The following is a 20,948-nucleotide window of genomic DNA, read 5'->3' as shown; positions in this document are numbered from 1 at the left end:
GCACCCCCAAAGTTCAAGGAGATTAGAAATGACTAGCACTCCCACCCAGCAGCTTTCCGATGCCGGCGTTTCCATCTGGCTCGATGACCTCTCCCGCGGCCGTCTTAAGACCGGCACGCTGCAGAAGCTGATCGAAGAGAAGAACGTTGTGGGTGTCACCACGAACCCCAGCATCTTCCATGCCGCCATCACCTCCGGCACGGACTACGACGCCGTTATCGCCAAGGAGGCCGCCGCCGGCGCCTCCGTCGAAGAGACCATCTTCGAAATCACGACGACGGACGTCGCCGACGCCTGCGACCTCTTCGCCCCGATCGCCGCCGCCACCAACGGCGTCGACGGCCGCGTCTCCATCGAGGTGGACCCCCGCCTCGCCTGGGACACCGCAGGCACCATCGCCGAAGCGAAGCACCTCTACAAGAAGGTCAACCGCGACAACGTCCACATCAAGATCCCGGCAACGCTTGAGGGCCTGGAAGCCATCACGGCAACGCTGGCCGAGGGCATCAGCGTCAACGTGACCCTGATCTTCTCGCTGGAACGCTACCGCGCCGTGATCAACGCCTTCCAGAGTGGTCTGGAGCAGGCCAAGGACAACGGCCACGACCTCTCCAAGATCCACTCCGTCGCCTCGTTCTTCGTCTCCCGCGTGGACACCGAGATCGACAAGCGCCTGGACGCGATCGGCACCGAGGAAGCCAAGGCTCTCAAGGGCAAGGCCGGCGTCGCCAACGCGCGCCTCGCCTACCAGGTCTACGAGGAGCTCTTCTCCACCGAACGCTGGGCCGTGCTCGCCGAAGCCGGCGCCCTGCCGCAGCGCCCGCTGTGGGCCTCCACCGGCGTGAAGGACCCGGCCTACCCGGACACCCTGTACGTCACGGAACTCGTGGCTCCCGGCGTGGTGAACACCATGCCGGAGAAGACCCTGGACGCCACGTTCGACCACGGCGTGGTAACCGGTGACACCATCACCAGCCGCTACGATGAAGCCAACGCCACCCTCAACGCCCTCGACGCGCTCGGCGTGTCCTACAACGAGGTCGTCGCCCTGCTGGAATCCGAAGGCCTGGACAAGTTTGTGGCCAGCTGGAAGGAACTGCTGGCCGACGTTGAAGGCGCACTCGCCACCGCACGGAAGGCTTCCTAACCCAACATGAGCACACTCAGCTACGACGCCACCGGTGCCGCCCGGAAGGCCCTTGAGCAGCACCTGCCGGCCCTCGTGGAAGACCGCGTCGCCACCCGGATCTTCGCGAAGGACCACACCCTGTGGGGCCCGGACGCGGAAGCCGAGTCGGCCATCCGCCTGGGCTGGGTCGAGGCGCCCACCGTCTCCCGGCCCCTGGTGGACGGCATCCTGGAACTTCGGGATGCCCTGAAGGCCGAAGGGGTGACCCGCATTGTCCTGTGCGGCATGGGCGGTTCCTCCCTCGCTCCTGAAGTGATCGCCGGCACCGCCGGCGTCGAGCTGACTGTGCTGGACAGCACCGACCCCGAACAGGTCGGTGCTGCCCTCGCGGACCGTCTGACGGAAACCGCGATTGTGGTCTCCTCGAAGTCCGGTTCGACCCTGGAAACCGATTCGCAGCGCCGGATCTTCGAGCACGCCTTCACCGAGGCCGGCCTCGACGCCAAGAGCCGGATTATCGTTGTCACGGATCCGGGTTCCCCGCTGGACAAGGCCTCGCGCGACGCCGGTTACCGCGCTGTTTTCAACGCTGACCCGAACGTGGGCGGCCGGTACTCGGCGCTGACGGCCTTCGGTCTGGTTCCCTCCGGCCTGGCCGGCGTGGACATCGCGGCCCTGCTGGACGAGGCTGAGGAAGCCGCCGAGATCCTGAACGAGGACGCGCCCGAGAACATCGGGCTGGTCCTGGGTGCCGCCCTGGGCGGCACCAGCCCGCTGCGGAACAAGGTGGTCATCGCCGAGGACGGCTCCGGCATCGTCGGGTTCGCTGACTGGGCCGAACAGCTCATCGCCGAATCCACGGGCAAGTCCGGCACCGGCATCCTGCCGGTGGTCGCCGGCCCGGACGCTCCGGAGGTCACCTCCGGCGCCGAGGACATCCTGGTGGTCCGGCTGGTCAGCACGGATGCCGACGTCGAACTGGGCGAGAACGAAGTTGCCATTGCCGGCGGCCTCGCCTCGCAGATGATGGTGTGGGAATTTGCCACCGCCGTGGCCGGGCGCCTGCTGGGCATCAACCCGTTTGACCAGCCCGACGTCGAAGCCGCCAAGGTAGCTGCGCGCGGCCTGCTGGATGCACAGCCGGAACCGACGCCGGCCCGTTTCACCGACGGCGCCATCGAGGTCCGCGGCGGAGAGTGGCTGGGCGGCGCCGCCACGGCAGCCGATGCGGTGTCGGCGCTGCTGGCACAGCTCGACGACGACGGGTACCTGAGCGTGCAGGCCTACTTCGACCGCCTGGCCTATGCCCAGTTCGAGGGCGTCCGCGACGAGCTCGCCGCCGTGTCCGGCCGTCCGGTCACCTTCGGCTGGGGACCCCGCTTTCTGCACTCCACCGGCCAGTTCCACAAGGGCGGCCCCGCCATCGGTGTCTTCCTGCAGGTCACGGCGGCTTCCGCCATGGATCTCGCGATCCCGGAACGCCCGTTCACCTTCGGCGAGCTGATCGCGGCCCAGGCCGCCGGCGACGCCCAGGTGCTCAGCGAGCACGGCCGGCCCGTGCTGCGCCTGCACCTCACCGACCGCGCAGCGGGCGTTGCCCAGCTGCAGGAGATCGTTTCGTCGCTGGCCAGCAACGCAGCATCCGCCACTGAGAGCTAAGGCACCGATTCCACCATGCCAGATACTTTGAACGGCAAAAGGCCAGCCAGCCGGTCCGGGAACCCCTTGCGGGATCCGCGGGACCGGCGGCTGAACCGGATTGCCGGACCGTCCTCGCTTGTGCTCTTCGGAGTCACGGGGGACCTTGCCCGCAAGAAGCTCATGCCCGCCGTGTATGACCTCGCCAACCGTGGCCTGCTGCCGCCCAGCTTCGCGCTGGTCGGCTTCGGCCGGAGGGACTGGGACAACGAGGACTTCGCTGCCGAGGTGAAGGACGCTGTGAAGTCGTACGCACGGACCCCGTTCGATGAGGCGGTCTGGAACCAGCTCTCCGAGGGCATCCGGTTCGTGCAGGGCGCGTTCGACGACGACTCCGCGTTTGAGCGGCTCGGCGAGACGATCAAGGAACTCGACGAGAACCGCGGCACCCGCGGCAACCACGCGTTCTACCTCTCGATCCCGCCGAAGGCCTTCGAGCAGGTCTGCCGGCAGCTGTCCAAGCACGGCCTGGCGCAGGCCGAGGGCGAGAAGTGGCGGCGTGTGGTGATCGAGAAGCCGTTCGGGCACGACCTGGAGTCGGCCCGGCAGCTGAACGACATCGTCGAGTCGGTGTTCCCGCAGGACGCGGTGTTCCGGATCGACCACTACCTGGGCAAGGAGACGGTCCAGAACATCCTGGCCCTGCGGTTCGCGAACCAGCTGTTCGAACCGCTCTGGAACGCCAACTACGTGGACCACGTCCAGATCACCATGGCCGAGGACATCGGCACCGGCGGCCGCGCAGGGTATTACGACGGCGTGGGCGCGGCCCGCGACGTGATCCAGAACCACCTGCTCCAGCTCTTGGCACTGACCGCGATGGAGGAACCCATCTCCTTCAACGCCGACGACCTGCGCGCGGAAAAGGAAAAGGTCCTGGCCGCGGTCCGGCTCCCCGAAGACCTCTCGACGCATTCTGCACGCGGGCAGTTCGCCGGCGGCTGGCAGGGCGGCGAACAGGTCCAGGGCTACCTGGAGGAAGAGGGCATCCCGGCCGACTCCACCACCGAAACGTATGCCGCGATCAGGGTGGACATCAACACCCGGCGCTGGAACGGCGTGCCGTTCTACCTGCGCGCCGGCAAGCGGCTCGGACGCCGGGTCACGGAGATCGCGGTGGTGTTCAAGCGGGCACCGAACCTGCTCTTCCGGGACAATGGCGACGACGATTTCGGGCAGAACGCGGTCGTGATTCGGGTCCAGCCCGACGAGGGTGCCACCATCCGGTTCGGGTCCAAGGTTCCCGGCACCCAGATGGAAGTCCGGGACGTGACCATGGACTTCGGCTACGGCCACTCGTTCACGGAGTCCAGCCCCGAAGCGTATGAGCGGCTGATCCTGGACGTGCTCCTTGGCGAGCCGCCGCTGTTCCCGCGGCACGAGGAAGTGGAGCTGTCCTGGAAGATCCTGGACCCCTTCGAAGAGTACTGGGCCGGCCTCGGCGAACAGCCCGAGCCGTACGCGCCCGGCAGCTGGGGCCCGGCCTCGGCTGACGAGCTGCTCGCCCGCGACGGACGCACCTGGAGAAGGCCATGATCGTAGACCTGCCGAACACCACCACCTCGAACGTCTCCAAGAAGATCCAGTCCCTGCGCGAGCAGGGCGGCGTGATCGCCCTGGGCCGTGTCCTTACCCTCGTGGTGGTCACCAAGTCCGGGCTCGAGGAAGAAGCGATCGAGGCGGCCAACGAGGCCAGCCGCGAGCACCCGTGCCGGATCATCGTGCTCGCCGACGCCGGCTCGTCCGCGCCGAACCGCCTCGACGCGCAGATCCGCGTCGGCGGGGACGCCGGCGCCTCGGAGGTCATCGTGCTGCGCGGCTTTGGTGAACTCGCCGAGGAGAGCGAGTCCCTCGTCGCCGCGCTGCTGCTGCCCGACGCCCCGATCGTGGCCTGGTGGCCGCACGGGGCACCGAAAAACGCGTCCGAAACCTCGATCGGCCGCATCGCGCACCGCAGGATCACCGACTCGGCGAACGAGGCCGAACCGCAGGTGGCGCTGGAGAACATCCGGAACACCTACAAGGCTGGCGACACCGACCTCGCCTGGACCCGGCTGACCAACTGGCGCATCCAGCTCGCCGCGGTCCTGGACCAAGCCGACTCATCACCTGTCACCGCCGTTGCGGTCGAAGGCGCCTCGGACTCGCCCAGCACCATCCTGCTCGCAGCGTGGCTGACCCTGTCCCTGGACGCCCCGGTCACGATCGTCGCCGACCCCGCAGGCACCGGCATCCGGCGCGTCCGGCTCACCCGCCCCGGCGGCGACGTCCAGCTCTTCCGCCCCGGACTCTCCGTCGCCGAACTCACCCAGCCCGGCCAGCCCGCGCAACGGATCTCCCTCCCCCGGCGCAGCCTCCGCGACTGCCTCGCGGAGGAGCTCCGCCGCCTGGACCCCGACGAAGTGTTCGGCGAAGTGATTACTATTGGACTGCCACGTACCAATCTAAGGAGTGTCCGTCCCAGTGAGCGCTGAGCCCAGAGTAAGCATCCATCCTGACTCTTCCGTACTCATGGCCGCCATTGCGGCCCGCCTGATCACCAAGCTCGTGGACGTGCAGGACCGATTCGGGGAAGCGACGGTGGTGCTTACCGGAGGCACGGTGGGCATCGGAACGCTGAAGGCCGTGGCCGATTCGCCGGCCGCGCCCGCGGTGGACTGGGCGAAGGTGAACTTCTGGTGGGGCGACGAGCGCTTCGTCGGCTCGCAGGACCCGGACCGCAATGCGGTCCAGGCGCAGGAGGCGCTCCTGAAGCACATCGATGTTGATCCCGCGCGCGTCCACGTGCCCGGGTCGACGGATGACTTTGGATCACCGGAGGAGGCTGCAGAGGACTACGCACGCCGCCTCAGCGAGGCGGCTGCCGCCGAGCACGCCGCCGACGCTTCGGACAACCGCCCGGAGGAACCGGGCCGGCTTCCCCGGTTCGACGTCGTGCTGCTGGGCGTGGGCCCCGACGCGCACGTGGCGTCCCTGTTCCCGGAGCAGGCCGGCATCCGCGAGAAGCAGCGGACGGTGGTCGGGGTGCGCAACTCCCCCAAGCCGCCGCCGGAGCGCATCTCCCTGACCCTGCCGGCGATCAACACCTCCGCCGAGGTGTGGATGGTGGTGGCAGGCGAGGACAAGGCCGGTGCGGTGGGACTGGCCCTCGCCGGGGCCAATCCCGTGCAGGTGCCCGCGTCCGGTCCCGCGGGCCGGTCGCGGACGCTGTGGCTGATCGATGAAAACGCAGCCTCGCGTGTTCCTGAACAGCTAGTCAGGAAGGCGCCTGCCGGCTCTTAGCCGCTGCAGCGCTCCAGCCAGAACGTCTTCGGCGTCCTGGCTGGAGCGTCTTTCTTTAACGTATTCGAGGTGCGTCTTGAAGCCCTCCTCCTGGGCTTCGCCGGGCACGCCGGCACCGGGATTACGGGACGCCGGCCGGCCGCAGTGGCGGCAGTCCCACACCTCCGGAATCTGGTCGTCCGGCAGTTTAAGAAAAACGGGCCGCGTCTCGTGTCCCATGGCGCACCAATAGGAGACACAAATACGCGGCAGGGGCTCCCCGAGAGGATCATCCCCCTGGTTCTTCAATCCGGCCCCTTGTATGACACCCACGCGGGTGCCGCGGAATCCTGAAGAGGTATGCACCATGGGAACTCCCTCGCTACTAATGGCGGCGCTGCCGTTAGATCCGATAGCGACAGTTTAGTGCGTGCTTCGCTCTGGCGGCACGGAAAAGCCCGGCCCAATCAGGAACGGATCCTGATCGGGCCGGGCTTTTAAGCCGGACGGGTGTGTCAGCCTAGGAGTCAGCCACACCCGTGAAGCGCATCAGCAGGCCGAGCGCGATGATTACGACGCCCCAGGTGACGCCGAGGATGATGGTGAACCTGTTCAGGTTGCGCTCAGCAACGCCTGAGGAGGCCAGGCCCGAGCTCATGCCGCCGCCGAACATGTCCGAGAGGCCGCCGCCGCGCCCCTTGTGCAGCAGGATGAGCAGGGTCAGCAGAAGGCTGGTAATGCCCAGCAGGATCTGCAGAATCACATGAAGAACGTCCACGACGGCCTTTCCAAAGTTGGTGGATGCGGGAGCGTGCCGGTACCGGACTAGCCCGTTACGAGGTGGCTCTCGAACTTGACAATATTAGCAAACTCAGCGGGATCAAGGCTGGCGCCGCCCACCAGGACGCCGTCGACGTCGCGCTCCTTGAGGATGGCGGCAGCGTTGCTGGCCTTGACCGAACCGCCGTACAGCAGGCGGGCCTTGGCAGCCACGTCGGCGTCGAACAGTTCGGTGAGTTCGGCACGGATCGCGGCGCACATTTCCTGGGCGTCCTCCGGGCCGGCAACCTCACCGGTGCCAATGGCCCAGACGGGCTCATAGGCGACGACGAGCTCTGCCGCCTGCTCGGCGGTGAGGCCTTCGACGTCGGCGCGGAGCTGGTCCAGCGTGTGCTGCACGTGGGTGCCGGCCTGGCGGATCTCCAGGCCCTCCCCGACGCACAGGATGGAGATGACATTGTGGCGGTAGGCCGCCTTGACCTTGGCGTTCAGGACTTCGTCAGACTCACCATGGATAGTCCGGCGTTCGCTGTGGCCCACGAGGACGTACTTGCAGCCGAGCTTGTTCAGGAACTGGCCGGAGATGTCCCCGGTGTAGGCGCCGGAATCGAACTGCGACAGGTCCTGGCCGCCGTAGACGATGTCCAGTTCGTCGCCCTGGACGAGGGTCTGCACACCGCGGAGGTCGGTGAAGGGCGGGAAGACGGCCACTTCCACACGGCTGTAATCGTGCTTGGCGTCGGACAGTGTCCAGGCCAGCTTCTGCAGGAGGGTGATGCCCTGGACGTGGTCCATGTTCATCTTCCAGTTGCCTGCGATCAAAGGCGTACGGTCAAAGGTGCCGTTGGTTGACGTAGTCACGTGTTCTCCAATAGTGCCGGTCAATCTGCTGATCATGTGAACAGCCGGCAGGGCGCCTTCGCGGTGCGGAAGGTGCCCTGCCGGCTGGTGTGTCTTTAGCGGTCCAGAACGCTCAGGCCGGGAAGTTCCTTGCCTTCAAGGTATTCCAGGCTGGCGCCGCCGCCGGTGGAAATGTGTCCGAACTGGTCGTCGGCGAAGCCGAGCGTGCGCACGGCAGCCGCGGAGTCGCCGCCGCCGACGACGGTGAACGCGTCCGTCTCCGTCAGCGCCTGGGCGATGGCCCGGGTCCCCGCGGAGAATGGCTCGAACTCGAAGACGCCCATGGGGCCGTTCCAGAACACCGTCTTGGCGCCCTTGATCTGCTCCGCAAACGCCCGGGCGGACTCGGGTCCGATGTCCAGGCCGATGCCCTGCGCCCCGAAGCTGCTGCCTTCGATGGCGTCGGCGCTGACCGTCTCATGGTCGGCGTCGGCGGCGAACCTGGCTGCCACCACGACGTCCGTGGGGATCACGAACTCCGTGCCGGCGTCGGCTGCGCGCTTGAGGTAGTCCTGGACGATCGGGATCTGGTCCTCTTCCAACAGGCTGCCGGCCACCTTGTAGCCCTCGGCTGCGAGGAACGTGAACAGCATGCCGCCGCCCACCAGGATGGTGTCGGCCTTGCCGAGCAGGTTGTCGATGACCGCGAGCTTGTCAGAAACCTTCGAGCCGCCGAGGACCACCACGTAGGGACGCTGGGTATCTGTGGTCAGCTTGCGGAGGACCTCCACTTCGGTTGCCACAAGGTCGCCCAGGTACGACGGCAGCCGGGTGGCGACGTCGTACACGCTGGCGTGCTTGCGGTGCACAGCGCCGAAGGCGTCGTTCACGAAGGCGCCGTTTTCGCCGGTGAGTCCCACCAGCTCGTCGGCGAACGCGCCGCGCTCGGACTCGTCCTTGCTGGTCTCGCGTGGGTCGAACCGCACGTTCTCGAGGACCAGGACCTGGCCGTCCTGCAGCGCAGCCGCCTTCTCCTTCGCCGAGGGTCCCACCGTGTCCTCCGCGAGGGAGACAGGGAAGGAAGCCAGCTCGGCCAGGCGGGCAACTGCCGGCTTCAGCGAGTACTTGTCTTCAGGGGCGCCCTTGGGGCGGCCAAGGTGGGCTGTTACCAGCACGCGGGCACCGGCGTCCGTGAGCTTTCCCAGCACTGGCAGTGAGGCCCGGATACGGCCGTCGTCAGTCACTGTAGAGCCGTCGAGCGGCACATTCAGGTCACTTCGAACCAGAATGTACCGCCCGCGGACACCTTCAGCGATCAGTTCGTTGAGGGTGTGAGATGTCATGTAGCTAACCCTAGCCCAGCTTTGCCGCAACAAGCTCCGTGAGGTCCACGAGGCGGTTGGAGTAGCCCCACTCGTTGTCATACCAGGAAACAACCTTGACCTGGTTGCCAATGACCTTGGTCAAACCGGAGTCAAAGATGGACGATGCGGGGTCGCCGACGATGTCCGAGGAGACGATCGGGGCGTCCGTGTAGGTCAGGATGCCCTGCCACTCATCGGACTCTGCAGCCTTCTTGAGCGTGGCGTTGACTTCCTCGACGGTGGTCTCGCGGGAGACCGTGACGGTGAGGTCGGTGGCGGAGCCGGTGGGGACCGGTACGCGGATGGCGTAGCCGTCCAGCTTGCCCTTGAGCTCCGGCAGGACCAGGCCGATGGCCTTGGCCGCACCCGTGGAGGTGGGGACCATGTTGATGGCGGCGGCGCGGGCACGGCGGAGGTCGTTGTGCGGGCCGTCCTGCAGGTTCTGGTCTGCGGTGTAGGCGTGCACGGTGGTCATCAGGCCACGCTCGATGCCGAAGGCGTCGTTCACAACCTTGGCCAGCGGGCCGAGGCAGTTGGTGGTGCAGGAAGCGTTGGAGATGATGTGGTGGTTCTCGGGGTCGTACAGGCCGTCGTTGACGCCCATCACGATTGTGATGTCCTCGTCGGAGGCGGGGGCGGAGATCAGGACCTTCTTGGCGCCGGCTTCGATGTGCTTCTTGGCGGCAGCAGCCTTGGTGAAGAAGCCGGTGGACTCGATGACGATGTCAACGCCCAGGTCCTTCCACGGGAGGTTGGCGGGGTCGCGCTCGGCCAGGACCTTGATGGCGTTGCCGTTCACGACGAGGTTGCCTTCCTTGACCTCGATGGTTTCGGCCAGGCGTCCGCCCACGGAATCGTACTTGAGCAGGTGGGCCAGCGCCTCGGGGCTGGTGAGGTCGTTGACGGCTACGATCTCAAGATCCGCGCCCTGGGCAAGCGCTGCGCGGAAGTAGTTGCGGCCGATGCGGCCGAAGCCGTTGATACCAATACGGGTCGTCACTTTTGTCTCCTTTGTGCCTTGGAAGCACAACTAGTAAGCGGGCGTTCAAGCCAACTAACAGATCCCGCACGCCATTGGGCAGAGATATTTTTCAGATAGGAGGGCGACCAGCCTCATTGCTGAAGGCTAACCGCCTTCCGTGATCCATCTTACGTTTAAGTAGGTCCGCCCCCGCAAGTGCGGGGGCGGACCGTCCGGAATTCAGCCCTAAACTGGCCGAATGTGAAGTTTGTTACTGCATTGTGTACGACAAATCACACTTAGAGGGTGATGAGGCCCGTCGCATTGGCACGTGCCGCAGCGAAGCGGGCGGACACGTCAGCCCAGTTGACGATGTTCCAGAATGCCTTGACGTAGTCGGCCTTGACGTTGACGTAGTCCAGGTAGAAGGCGTGCTCCCACATGTCCAGCATCAGCAGCGGGGTGGTGCCCAGCGCGACGTTGCCCTGCTGGTCGTAGAGCTGCTCGATGACGAGGTTGCCGCCGATGGGCTCGTAGGCCAGGAAACCCCAGCCAGAACCCTGCAGGCCGAGGGCGGCTGCGGAGAACTGTGCACGGAAGGCGTCGAACGAGCCGAAGGCGTCGTCGATGGCTGCGGCGAGCTCACCTTCGGGCTTGTCGCCTCCGTCCGGGGAGAGGTTGTTCCAGAACACGGAGTGGTTGACGTGGCCGCCGGTGTGGAAGGCCAGGTCCTTGGAAAGGCGGTTGATGTTGGCGAAGTCGCCCTTTTCGCGTGCCTCGGCCAGCTGGGCCAGCGCGTTGTTGGCGCCCGTCACGTACGCGGCGTGGTGCTTGCTGTGGTGCAGCTCCATGATCCGTGCAGAGATGTGGGGCTCGAGCGCTGCGTAGTCGTAGCTGAGTTCGGGCAGAACGTACTCGGTCACAAAATCCTCCAATGTCGTGGACAGTTTGTCCGGTTGTGCTAACTCTCGGATTGTGCATCCCGGATGACGGGTCATCCGGAAAACTCCGGTGGCGGCAACTGCCGCCACCTGGTCTTGATTCTATGGGCGCCGTTTACTCGTCCAGCATTTCCGGCGTCACATTGGCATCCGTGCCCGGGATGCCGAGATCGGAGGCCCGTTTGTCCGCCATGGCCAGCAGCCGGCGGATGCGCCCGGCGATGGCGTCCTTGGTCATGGGCGGATCGGCGAGCCGGCCAAGTTCGTCGAGGCTGGCCTGCTTGTGGGCCACCCTGAGTTCACCGGCGTACTTGAGGTGGTCCGGGACGTCGTCGCCGAGGATTTCCAGGGCCCGGTCCACCCGGGCACCGGCCGCGACGGCGGCCTGGGCGGAGCGGCGGAGGTTGGCGTCGTCAAAGTTGGCGAGCCGGTTCGCCGTCGCCCGTACTTCCTTGCGCATGCGCCGCTCTTCCCAGACCATGAGGGCGTCGTGGGCGCCCATCCGGGTGAGCAGCGCGGCGATGGTATCGCCGTCGCGGATCACCACGCGGTCCACTCCCCTGACCTCCCGGGCTTTGGCCTGGATTCCGAGCCGGCGCGCCGCGCCGACCAGTGCGAGGGCGGATTCCGGACCGGGGCAGGTCACCTCCATGGAGGAGGACCGGCCGGGTTCGGTGAGCGAACCGTGCGCCAGGAAGGCCCCGCGCCACACCGCTTCCGCGTCGGCGGCCGAGCCGTTGACGACGACAGACGGCAGCCCGCGCACGGGCCGTCCCCGGCCGTCAAGGAGGCCGGTCTGCCGGGCCAGCGCCTCGCCGTCGCGGACGACGCGGACGACGTACCGGCTGCCGCGGCGCAGGCCGCTGCCGGATACGACAATGATCTCGCTCTGGTGCCCGTAGACCTCGGCGATTGCGGCGCGCAGGCGCCGGGCGGTGGAGGCAAGATCCACTTCGGCCTCGATGACGATCCGGCCCGAGATGATGTGCAGTCCTCCGGCGAAGCGGAGCATTGCCGAGACCTCAGCCTTGCGGACTGATGATTTCTTGATGTCCAGGCGGGAGAGTTCTTCCTTGACTGATGCTGTCAGTGCCATGGCACCTTTCCTAACTGTTCCCGAAAATATCCTGGTAGGCCGTGGCCAGCCGCAAGGGGTCGTGGACCGGTCGCCGGCCCGAAGCCCCTACTCTACCCAAGACAACCTCGGCGCCGATCATCCCCGCTGCCCGCTCAAACTCGGCCAGGTCCGAAACCGAAGCCGGGTCCGCGAGCACCACGTCGGCGCTGAACTCCGGGGCGTAGTCGCGCAGGACGTGAAGGTGGTCGGCGGCTGACATGCCGGACGTTTCCTTGGTGTCCATGGCGAGGTTCATGGTGAGGCAGCGCTTGGCCGGCGTATCGCACAGCGCCTGCCGCATTTCCGGCAGCAGCAGGTGCGGGAGCACGGACGTGTACCAGGAGCCGGGGCCAAGCACCACCCAGTCGGCCAGTTCGACGGCGGTCAGGGCCTCAACGCAGGCCGGAGCCTGCTCGGGCAGCAGCCGGACACTCTCCAGCGAGCCCGCCACCGCGCAGCGTGCCTGGCCCGTGATGGTGGTGACCGTGCTGCTGCCGTCCGGGGCCGTCACGCGGACGTCGCCCTGGATGGTGAGCGGAACGGTGGACATGGGGAGCACCTGTCCGCGGGCGCCGAGCAGGGCGCCGGCCCATTTCAGGCCGGCCACGGCGTCCCCGAGCAGTTCCCAGAGGGTGACGATCAGCAGGTTGCCCATGGCGTGCTCATCCAGGGAGGCCCCGCCCCGGGCGGACCGGAAGCGGTGCTGCATGACGTCCCGCCAGGTGCGGCCCCAGTCGGTGTCATCGCACAGGGCGGACAGCGCCATCCGGAGGTCACCGGGCGGGAGGACGCCGTACTCCTCACGGAGACGGCCGGAGGACCCGCCGTCGTCCGCCACGGTGACCACCGCCGTCAGTTCGGATGTCAGCAGGCGCAGCGCCGAGAGGGAAGCCGAAAGGCCGTGGCCGCCGCCGAGCGCGACGACGGTGGGCCCCTTGGCCTGTTGGGAACCGGTCAGGCCGGCCGGCGGAATCAGGGGCAGCGGGCCGGTAAGAACACCCATTACTCGCGGCCCAGGTCCCGGTGCGTTGTGGTCACGGTAACCCGCGGATATTGCGCGAGCCGTTTGGAGAGCTCCATGGCGACCGCAACCGAGCGGTGCTTGCCCCCCGTGCAGCCGACGGCGATGGTGGCGTAGTGCTTGTTTTCCCGGCGGTAGCCCTCCAGGACAGGCTCCAGGGCAAGGACGTAGCGCTCCACGAAGTTCGGCACACCCTCGGCTCCGAGGACATACTCGCTGACGTCCTGGTCAAGGCCGGTGTGCGGCCGCAGCGCGGGCACCCAGTGCGGGTTCGGGATGAACCGGACGTCGGCCACGTAGTTGGCGTCCACGGGCAGGCCGTACTTGAAGCCGAAGCTCATGATGTTCAGGCGGATCGCGATGGGTCCGGTCTCGGTGAACAGCTCAGTGATGGCGGTGGCGAGGCCGTGCACGTTCAGGGACGAGGTGTCCAGGACGAGGTCGGAGGAATCCCGCAGCTCCTTGAGGAGTTCACGCTCCGCGGCGATGCCGTCCAGGATCCTGCCGCCGCCCTGCAGCGGGTGCGGACGCCGGCCCTGTTCGAAGCGGCGGACCAGGACGTCGTCGCTCGCGTCAAGGAAGAGCACCCGGAACGTGACACCGCTGGCTTCAAGCGCCCGCAGTGCCGCCCGGATATCGGCGAACAGCGCCTTACTGCGGACGTCCATCACCACGGCAAGCTTGGGGATGGACTGCGGGGCGTGGGACACGAGTTCGGCGAGCGTCCCCAGCATCTGCGGCGGAAGGTTCTCGACGACGTACCAGCCGTGGTCCTCCAGCGCATCGGAGGCGGTGCTGCGGCCTGCGCCAGACATTCCGGTCACGATGAGCAGTTCCGCTTCGGCGGGCTTGACCGGTGTCAGGCCGTCCTCTTCCGTGCTGGACTCCGCCGTCGACTCTGCCATTGATTCCAGCCTCATTCCTGCTGTTGCTTCCCGCGCGCCGTTGCCGCGCGGGAGCCGTTCGCTAGTGTTTGCGGCACACGCCGATTTCCCGTACTTACCCTAACCAAGTTTCCGGGCACGGGCTAAGTTTCCAGCACTTCACCCGTGGTCATGTTGATCGCCGGAACCGCGTCGCCCGAATCGACGCCGGCTCCGCCCGGAGTGAAGTGCGTGACGATGGCCGCGGCCAGCGCCGGGCCGACCCCCCTGGCAGCGGTGAGTTCCTCCGCCGTCGCCGCCTTGATCTTCTTGACGGAACCGAAGTGGGCGAGCAGCGCCTTCCGCTTGGAATCGCCCAGGCCGGGCACACCGTCGAGAGCCGAAACAGTCATCGCCTTGCCGCGCTTTTGCCGGTGGAACGAGATGGCGAACCGGTGGGCCTCATCGCGGATGCGCTGGAGCATGTAGAGACCCTGTGAGGAGCGGGGCAGGATAACCGGGAAGTCGCTGTCCGGCAGCCAGACCTCCTCCAGGCGCTTGGCGAGCCCCACCACGTAGACGTCGTCGATGCCCAGCGATTCGAGGGCCCGGGCGGCCGCGTTGACCTGGGGCTTGCCGCCGTCGACCACCACGAGGTTGGGCGGGTAGGCGAATTTCGCGCGCGAGGCGGGTGTGGTGGTGTCGGACAGCGCGGCATCCAGGGCTGCGGCGGTGGCCTTGTTGGTCCCGTTGGAGACGGTCCCGTTGGTCCCGTTGGCGGCGGCGCCAGCCGTCGGCGCCGCGACGAGTTCGGCGGCCTCGACCTGGGCCGTCTTGTCCACGAGGTAGTGCCGGAAGCGCCGGGTCAGGACGTCGTGCATCGCAGCCGTATCGTCCGTGGCCGCCGCCCCGGTGATGGAGAACTTCCGGTAGTCGGACTTCTTGGGCAGGCCATCCTCCACCACCACCATGGACGCCACCACGTTGGTGCCCTGGACGTGGGACACGTCGTAGCATTCGATGCGCAGCAGCGGAACGGGGAGTTCCAGGGCTTCCTGGAGTTCCTGCAGCGCCTGCGAGCGGACGGTCAGGTCGCCGGCCCGGCGGGTCTTGTGCAGCTTGAGCGCATGCTCGGCGTTCTCGCGGACTGTGGACATGAGGGCGGCTTTGTCGCCGCGCTGCGGAACGCGGATGTCCACCTTGGCTCCGCGGATGCCGGCCAGCCAGACAGCCAGGTCCTGCGCGTTGCTCGGCTCGACAGGCACGAGGACCTCGCGGGGAAGCCTGCCCTGGACCTCGGCGTCCTCGCCGTAGACCTGCTGGAGGAGGTGCTCGACGAGGTCGGGGGTGGTGAAGTCCTCCACCTTCTCGACCACCCAGCCGCGCTGGCCGCGCACCCGTCCTCCCCGGACGTGGAACACCTGGACGGCCGCTTCGAGCTCGTCCTCGTGGAGGGCGAAAACGTCGGCATCGGTGTCTTCGGCGAGCACCACGGCGTTCCGCTCGAAGACCTTGCGGAGAGCGGTGATGTCGTCACGCAGCCGGGCGGCGCGCTCGTAGTCAAGGACGGCGACGGCGGCCCCCATCTCCTTTTCGAGCCGTGAGATGAACCGCTTCGCCTCGCCTCCCATGAAGGCGCAGAAGTCCTCGGCCAGGGCGCGGTGTTCCTCAGGCGTGACCCGGCCGACGCAGGGCGCCGAGCACTTGTCGATGTAGCCCAGCAGGCAGGGCCGGCCACTGGCTTGGGCACGCTTCAGCACGCCCGGGCTGCAGCTCCGCACGGGGAAGACCCGCAGCAGGGTGTCCATGGTCTCCCGGATGGCACCGGCCGTGTAGGGACCGAAGTACCGGGTGCCCTTCCGCCGCTCGCCGCGCATGACCTGCACGCGCGGCAGCTTCTCCCCCATGGTGACGGCGAGGTACGGGTATGTCTTGTCGTCCCGGAAAACCACGTTGAACCGCGGCTTGAATTCCTTGATCCAGGTGTATTCCAGCTGCAGGGATTCCAGCTCGCTGCCCACCACGGTCCACTCGACGCTGCTGGCCGCGTACACCATGGCGTGGGTCTTGGGCAGCAGCCCTGCCGGGTTCGCGAAGTACGAATTCAGGCGCGACCGGAGGTTCTTGGCCTTCCCGACGTAGATAACCCGCCCATGGGGATCCCTGAACCTGTAAACACCCGGATTGGTCGGAATCTCACCCGTCTGGGGCCTGTAACTCGATGGATCTGCCACGGTTCCAGTCTACTGAGCTGAGGGGCTGCGGATTGCCGCCGGGCTGCCTGGGCGACCGGCCGTAACCCTTGGGGGACTCGCCGGCTGCCGTGAAGGCAGCCCGCCTACTCGATGACCTTGCTCTGGTTGTAGCTGGTTGAGCGCTGTTGGCCGCTGAGCTCGGCGATGGCGTCCATGATCTTGTCGGTCACCTGGCGCCGGGCGGGAAGCGAATGGTCCGGGCCGGTCTTGTCGAAGTAGAGAGGCTCCCCCACCTTCATGGTGAAGTGCTGGGGCTTGACGGCGTTGCGGCCCGCGGGCTGCAGCTTCTCCGTGCCGATCAGTCCCACCGGAATCACCGGCGCACCGGTGGTGAGGGCCAGCCAGCCGACGCCGGTCCGGCCGCGGTAGAGGATTCCGTCGCGGGACCGGGTCCCCTCGGGGTAGATGCCGATGCCCCTGCCGTCCTCGAGGATGTCCAGCAGTGTCTTGAGGGCCTGCACGCTCGCGGCCTGCTCGCCGCGCTCGACCGGAATGGACCCAACCGCGGTGAAGAAGGACTTCATCACGCGGCCCTTGAAGCCCTTGGTGGTGAAGTATTCCGCCTTGGCGAAGAATGCGACCGGACGGGGCATGAGGGCCTGGACAATCACGCTGTCCAGAAAGGAGAGGTGGTTGGGCGCCACAATGAACGGCCCGCTCTTGGGCACATTCTCCAGCCCGATGACAGTCGGCCGGCAGCTGCCGGCGATGAGTGTCCGCGTGGTCCAGCGGACGCCGTCAAACAGCTCCATCGTTGCGCACCTCGCTCAGGGCTGCGGAACGGACGCTTTCCAGCTCTTCCACTTTGTTGCGCAGGCCGTCGGCGTCGTCTACCACGGCCACGGCCCCGGCCGCCTCCAGTTCGCCGTCGGGCGCAAAGCCCCAGCTGACGCCGATGCAGTCGAGTCCGTTGGCCAGCGCACCGGCCACATCCTGCGCCCGGTCACCCACCATCATGGCGTGCTGCGTGCCGAGGGCCATCATGGCCGCCGCGATGATACCGGCCTTGCCGACCGGACCGGCCGCTGCTGCGGTCTCGTCAGCGGCAGACCCCTTGATGGCGAGGAACTGGCGGGCGATCTTGTGGTGCTCCAGCACGATGTGGGCAAGGGCTTCCGGCTTTTGCGTCGCGACGGCTACGGGCCGCCCAGCCTCCACGTACTCGTCCAGCAGCTCGACAATGCCCGGGTACAGTCGGCTCTGGGAAATGCCGACGTCCAGGTAATGCATCCGGTAGGTGCGGATGACCGCCTTCAGCATGGCCGGGGGCACAGCCGCGACATTCAGCAGGGAATCACTCAGCTTGGGCCCCACCATCGCATCGAGGAGGTCCTGGCCGGGGACGGGAAGGCCATGCTCCCGAAGGGCGGTGGCTATTCCGTCCGTTATTCCACCGGCCGGATCGACAAGAGTGCCGTCCAGGTCGAAGATCACGGGCACAGTTGTTGAAGTCACCGGCTTAGTTTCTCACGATGGCACGCCTGCTCAAACTCGTATGCCCTCTGAGGAATACTTCTGCCCCTACGAAGGAGTTTTTGTCCACGTATCGCGACTTCGGAGGCATTCAGCGGCCATTATCTGGACAAAAACTCCAAGGACGGAGGACGACGGCGACCCGCCAGTTGGTCTGGCGGGCCGCCGTTGCGCCGTTGGTGCGATCGCGGGCTGGAGTGTTGCTGAGCCGGAGTGTTGCTGAGCCGCAGTGTCCGTGGTTCGGGGCGTTGCGGCTCGGTGCTTGCTTTAGGCGTTCCTAGCTGAGGATTTCTGCCAGGAACTTCGCCGTGTGGCTCTCCGAGGACTTGGAGACCTGCTCCGGCGTACCCGTGGCGACGATCCGGCCGCCGCCGGAGCCGCCGTCCGGGCCAAGATCCACGATCCAGTCCGCGCTCTTGATGACGTCGAGGTTGTGCTCGATGGTGATGACCGTGTTGCCCTTCTCCACGAGGCCCTGCAGCACCATGAGCAGCTTCCGGATGTCCTCGAAGTGCAGCCCGGTGGTGGGTTCGTCCAGGACGTAGACGCTGCGCCCGTTGGACCGCTTCTGCAGTTCGGCCGCGAGCTTTACGCGCTGGGCCTCGCCGCCGGACAGCGTGGTGGCGGGCTGGCCGAGCCGGACGTAACCGAGTCCGACGTCCACGAGCGTCTTGAGGTGGCGCGCAATCGGGGAGAAAGCGGCGAAGAACTCGGCGCCCTCCTCGATGGGCATGTTCAGCACGTCGGCGATCGTCTTGCCCTTGTAGTGCACCTCGAGGGTCTCGCGGTTGTAGCGCGCACCGTGGCAGACCTCGCACGGCACGTAGACGTCCGGCAGGAAGTTCATCTCGATCTTCAGCGTGCCGTCGCCGGAGCAGGCTTCGCAGCGGCCGCCCTTGACGTTGAAGGAGAACCGTCCGGGGAGGTAGCCGCGGACCTTGGCCTCGGTGGTCTCGGCGAAGAGCTTCCGGATGTGGTCGAACACGCCCGTGTACGTGGCCGGGTTGGAGCGCGGGGTGCGGCCGATCGGGCTTTGGTCCACGTGCACCACCTTGTCCAGGTGCTCGAGGCCCTGGACGGTGCGGTGGCGGCCGGCCACCTGCTTGGCGCCGTTAAGCTTGTTGGCCAGTACCTTGTAGAGGATCTCGTTGACCAGGGTGGACTTGCCGGAGCCGCTGACGCCGGTCACCGCGGTGAACAGGCCCAGCGGGAAGGCGGCATCGACGTTGACGAGGTTGTTCTCGCGGGCGCCCACCACCTTCAGCTCGCGCTTCTTGTCGTATTTGCGCCGCTTCTTGGGGACGTCGATGCTCTTCCTGCCGGAGAGGTAGTCGCCGGTAAGGGACTTCGTGTTCTCCAGGAGTTCCTTGTAGGAACCGGAGTGGACCACCTCTCCGCCGTGCTCGCCGGCCCCCGGGCCGATGTCCACGATCCAGTCGGCCTCGTGGATGGTGTCCTCGTCATGTTCGACCACGATGAGGGTGTTGCCCAGGTCCCGGAGCCGGGTCAGGGTTTCGATCAGGCGCCGGTTGTCCCGCTGGTGCAGGCCGATGGAAGGCTCGTCGAGGACATACAGGACGCCCACCAGGCCGGAGCCGATCTGGGTGGCCAGCCGGATGCGCTGGGCCTCGCCGCCGGAAAGGGTGCCGGAAGGGCGCTCCAGGTTCAGGTACTCGAGGCCCACGTCCAGCAGGAAGGTCAGGCGGGCCTGGATTTCCTTGAGGACCTGGTGGGCGATCTGCGCCTCACGGCCGGTCAGCACGAGGTTGTCCAGGAACGCCGCGCATTCGCGCATGGGCAGCCGCGCGACGTCGGCAATGGACTTGCCGTTGATGAGAACCGAGAGCGACGCCGGGTTCAGCCGCGCGCCGTCGCAGGCGGGGCAGGGGATCTGCCGCATGTATTCCTCATAGCGGTCCCGGGCGTAGTCAGACTCGGTTTCGGTGTGCTTGCGGTGCACGTACTGCACCACGCCCTCAAAGCCGGTGCTGTACTTGCGTTCCCGGCCGAACCGGTTGCGGTACTGCACCACAACCTTGTGGTCCTTGCCGTGGAGGACAGTCTGCCGGATGTCGGACGGAAGGTCCTGCCACGGCGTGGTCATGGAGAAACCGAGTTCCTTGGCGAGACCGCCGAGCAGCCGGTTCCAGTACTCGGTGGTGGCGGTGCCGAGCGACCACGGTGCGATGGCTCCGTCCTCCAGCGCCAGCTCCGGGTTGGGAATGATCAGTTCCTCGTCGACTTCCAGCCGGGTGCCGATGCCGCTGCAGGCCGAGCAGGCACCGAACGGGTTGTTGAACGAGAAGGAGCGGGGCTCGATCTCGTCGATGGCCAGCGGGTGCTCGTTGGGGCAGGCCAGGTTTTCCGAGAAGGCACGTGTGCGGTGCGGGTCGTCGGCCTCGAGGTCGACAAAGTCGGCCAGGACCCGCCCCTCGGCGAGGCCGAGCGCCGTCTCGATCGAGTCGGTCAGCCGCTGCCGGATGCCTTCCTTGACCACGAGCCGGTCCACCACCACCTCGATGGTGTGCTTGAACTGCTTGCCCAGCTTGGGTGGATCGCTCAGCTGGATGAGGTCGCCGTCGACCCGGGCGCGGGAGTAGCCCTTGGCCGTCAGCTCCTTGAAGAGATCGACGAATTCACCCTTGCGGCCGCGCACCACCGGGGCGAGGATCTGGAACCGGGTGCCGTCCTCCAGCTCGAGCAGCTGGTCCACGATCTGCTGGGGCGTCTGCTTGATGACGGGCTCGCCGCAGATCGGGCAGTGCGGACGGCCCACACGTGCCCACAGCAGACGCATGTAGTCGTAGATCTCGGTGATGGTGCCCACGGTGGAGCGCGGGTTCTTGCTGGTGGATTTCTGGTCGATCGAGACCGCAGGCGACAGACCCTCGATGAAGTCGACGTCGGGCTTGTCCACCTGGCCTAGGAACTGCCGGGCGTAGGCGGAGAGCGATTCGACGTAGCGGCGCTGGCCTTCGGCGAAGATGGTGTCGAAGGCGAGGGATGACTTTCCGGAACCGGACAGCCCCGTGAAAACGATCATGGCGTCGCGCGGCAGGTCGAGATCGACGTTGCGGAGGTTGTGCTCGCGGGCGCCCTTGACCACCAGCCGGGACAGGTCCGGGCGCGCCGGTTTGGCGGGGCTCAGGGGGACGACGGCGGAGGGGGCAACAGCGGTTTCTTCAGCTACGGCTTTAGGCACCCACTAATGCTAGTCGAAAACTTCTTCGAATATCCACGCGGGT

General features: G+C 66.8%; 18 protein-coding genes. 5 read left to right on the top strand and 13 right to left on the bottom strand.

All coding sequences use genetic code 11. From position 1 onward, the window contains the following. Window positions 1–28 precede the first annotated feature (28 nt). Genes tal through pgl form a run of 5 tightly spaced genes read left to right on the top strand, consistent with a single transcriptional unit; the run spans window position 29 to window position 6,109 of the window. Entirely contained in the window at window positions 29–1,147 is a 1,119-nt protein-coding gene (gene tal / locus ACFVTE_RS19800) for a transaldolase (RefSeq protein ID WP_387103359.1), read from the top strand. 6 nt (window positions 1,148–1,153) lie between these two features. Next, entirely contained in the window at window positions 1,154–2,788 is a 1,635-nt protein-coding gene (locus ACFVTE_RS19795) for a glucose-6-phosphate isomerase (protein WP_387103356.1), read from the top strand. 15 nt (window positions 2,789–2,803) lie between these two features. After that, entirely contained in the window at window positions 2,804–4,363 is a 1,560-nt protein-coding gene (gene zwf / locus ACFVTE_RS19790; protein WP_387103354.1) for a glucose-6-phosphate dehydrogenase, read from the top strand. Beyond that, on the top strand, window positions 4,360–5,301 hold the full coding sequence (locus tag ACFVTE_RS19785) for a glucose-6-phosphate dehydrogenase assembly protein OpcA (RefSeq protein WP_003805571.1): 942 nt from the start codon (window positions 4,360–4,362) through the stop codon (window positions 5,299–5,301). Before zwf ends, ACFVTE_RS19785 begins: the two co-directional genes overlap by 4 nt. Continuing rightward, entirely contained in the window at window positions 5,291–6,109 is an 819-nt protein-coding gene (pgl, locus tag ACFVTE_RS19780; protein ID WP_387103351.1) for a 6-phosphogluconolactonase, read from the top strand. Before ACFVTE_RS19785 ends, pgl begins: the two co-directional genes overlap by 11 nt. Here the strand turns inward: pgl and ACFVTE_RS19775 are convergent. The 13 genes from ACFVTE_RS19775 to uvrA form a co-directional block, all read right to left on the bottom strand. Beyond that, window positions 6,080–6,457 (bottom strand): RNA polymerase-binding protein RbpA, encoded by a 378-nt coding sequence (locus ACFVTE_RS19775; protein ID WP_387103348.1) that lies wholly within the window; start codon window positions 6,455–6,457, stop codon window positions 6,080–6,082. The genes pgl and ACFVTE_RS19775 overlap by 30 nt on opposite strands. 151 nt (window positions 6,458–6,608) lie before the next feature. Beyond that, complete coding sequence (gene secG, locus ACFVTE_RS19770) at window positions 6,609–6,866, bottom strand: preprotein translocase subunit SecG (protein WP_306923517.1); 258 nt, start codon at window positions 6,864–6,866, stop codon at window positions 6,609–6,611. 47 nt (window positions 6,867–6,913) lie between these two features. Then, window positions 6,914–7,729 carry a triose-phosphate isomerase gene (gene tpiA, locus ACFVTE_RS19765; RefSeq protein ID WP_387103344.1) on the bottom strand — a complete coding sequence of 272 codons (816 nt, stop codon included), beginning with the start codon at window positions 7,727–7,729 and terminating at the stop codon, window positions 6,914–6,916. Window positions 7,730–7,824: 95 nt separating this feature from the next. Beyond that, window positions 7,825–9,051, bottom strand: coding sequence for a phosphoglycerate kinase (locus ACFVTE_RS19760; RefSeq protein ID WP_387103342.1), 1,227 nt, complete (start codon window positions 9,049–9,051; stop codon window positions 7,825–7,827). 10 nt (window positions 9,052–9,061) lie between these two features. Further along, window positions 9,062–10,072 (bottom strand): type I glyceraldehyde-3-phosphate dehydrogenase, encoded by a 1,011-nt coding sequence (gene gap / locus ACFVTE_RS19755; protein WP_003805562.1) that lies wholly within the window; start codon window positions 10,070–10,072, stop codon window positions 9,062–9,064. Between the two features lie 260 nt (window positions 10,073–10,332). Next, on the bottom strand, window positions 10,333–10,956 hold the full coding sequence (locus ACFVTE_RS19750; protein ID WP_076803204.1) for a superoxide dismutase: 624 nt from the start codon (window positions 10,954–10,956) through the stop codon (window positions 10,333–10,335). A 133-nt stretch (window positions 10,957–11,089) separates the two neighbouring features. Further along, the gene (gene whiA, locus ACFVTE_RS19745; protein WP_003805560.1) at window positions 11,090–12,070 is read right to left on the bottom strand and encodes a DNA-binding protein WhiA; all 981 of its coding nucleotides are present in this window, start codon (window positions 12,068–12,070) and stop codon (window positions 11,090–11,092) included. Between the two features lie 10 nt (window positions 12,071–12,080). After that, a complete protein-coding gene (gene yvcK / locus ACFVTE_RS19740) occupies window positions 12,081–13,094 on the bottom strand; it encodes a uridine diphosphate-N-acetylglucosamine-binding protein YvcK (protein ID WP_387103337.1) in 1,014 nt (337 codons plus the stop codon). After that, on the bottom strand, window positions 13,094–14,017 hold the full coding sequence (gene rapZ / locus ACFVTE_RS19735; protein ID WP_236803292.1) for an RNase adapter RapZ: 924 nt from the start codon (window positions 14,015–14,017) through the stop codon (window positions 13,094–13,096). Before rapZ ends, yvcK begins: the two co-directional genes overlap by 1 nt. 122 nt (window positions 14,018–14,139) lie before the next feature. Next, window positions 14,140–16,209: an excinuclease ABC subunit UvrC gene (gene uvrC / locus ACFVTE_RS19730; protein WP_387103335.1), complete on the bottom strand. Its 2,070-nt coding sequence runs from the start codon at window positions 16,207–16,209 to the stop codon at window positions 14,140–14,142. Between the two features lie 104 nt (window positions 16,210–16,313). After that, window positions 16,314–16,982, bottom strand: a complete 669-nt coding sequence (locus ACFVTE_RS19725; RefSeq protein ID WP_387103332.1) for a lysophospholipid acyltransferase family protein — start codon at window positions 16,980–16,982, stop codon at window positions 16,314–16,316. Beyond that, window positions 16,969–17,685: an HAD hydrolase-like protein gene (locus ACFVTE_RS19720; protein WP_387103329.1), complete on the bottom strand. Its 717-nt coding sequence runs from the start codon at window positions 17,683–17,685 to the stop codon at window positions 16,969–16,971. Before ACFVTE_RS19720 ends, ACFVTE_RS19725 begins: the two co-directional genes overlap by 14 nt. 295 nt (window positions 17,686–17,980) lie before the next feature. Then, the gene (gene uvrA / locus ACFVTE_RS19715) at window positions 17,981–20,905 is read right to left on the bottom strand and encodes an excinuclease ABC subunit UvrA (protein ID WP_387103327.1); all 2,925 of its coding nucleotides are present in this window, start codon (window positions 20,903–20,905) and stop codon (window positions 17,981–17,983) included. Between the last annotated feature and the right edge of the window lie 43 nt (window positions 20,906–20,948).

The sequence above is a fragment of the Arthrobacter sp. NPDC058097 genome, assembly GCF_042884885.1.
Lineage (GTDB): Bacteria > Actinomycetota > Actinomycetes > Actinomycetales > Micrococcaceae > Arthrobacter.
Note: the sequence above shows the minus strand (reverse complement) of the source record. Positions and strands in the feature narration are given on the sequence as shown.

Bases quoted from the DNA above. Each gene is read 5' to 3' on its own strand.
- ACFVTE_RS19725 (WP_387103332.1), bottom strand. From the start codon at position 16,982: ATGGAGCTGTTTGACGGCGTCCGCTGGACCACGCGGACACTCATCGCC.
- yvcK (WP_387103337.1), bottom strand. From the start codon at position 13,094: ATGGGTGTTCTTACCGGCCCGCTGCCCCTGATTCCGCCGGCCGGCCTG.
- ACFVTE_RS19760 (WP_387103342.1), bottom strand. From the start codon at position 9,051: ATGACATCTCACACCCTCAACGAACTGATCGCTGAAGGTGTCCGCGGG.
- zwf (WP_387103354.1), top strand. From the start codon at position 2,804: ATGCCAGATACTTTGAACGGCAAAAGGCCAGCCAGCCGGTCCGGGAAC.
- whiA (WP_003805560.1), bottom strand. From the start codon at position 12,070: ATGGCACTGACAGCATCAGTCAAGGAAGAACTCTCCCGCCTGGACATC.
- ACFVTE_RS19775 (WP_387103348.1), bottom strand. From the start codon at position 6,457: ATGGTGCATACCTCTTCAGGATTCCGCGGCACCCGCGTGGGTGTCATA.
- ACFVTE_RS19795 (WP_387103356.1), top strand. From the start codon at position 1,154: ATGAGCACACTCAGCTACGACGCCACCGGTGCCGCCCGGAAGGCCCTT.
- tal (WP_387103359.1), top strand. From the start codon at position 29: ATGACTAGCACTCCCACCCAGCAGCTTTCCGATGCCGGCGTTTCCATC.
- ACFVTE_RS19785 (WP_003805571.1), top strand. From the start codon at position 4,360: ATGATCGTAGACCTGCCGAACACCACCACCTCGAACGTCTCCAAGAAG.
- rapZ (WP_236803292.1), bottom strand. From the start codon at position 14,017: ATGGCAGAGTCGACGGCGGAGTCCAGCACGGAAGAGGACGGCCTGACA.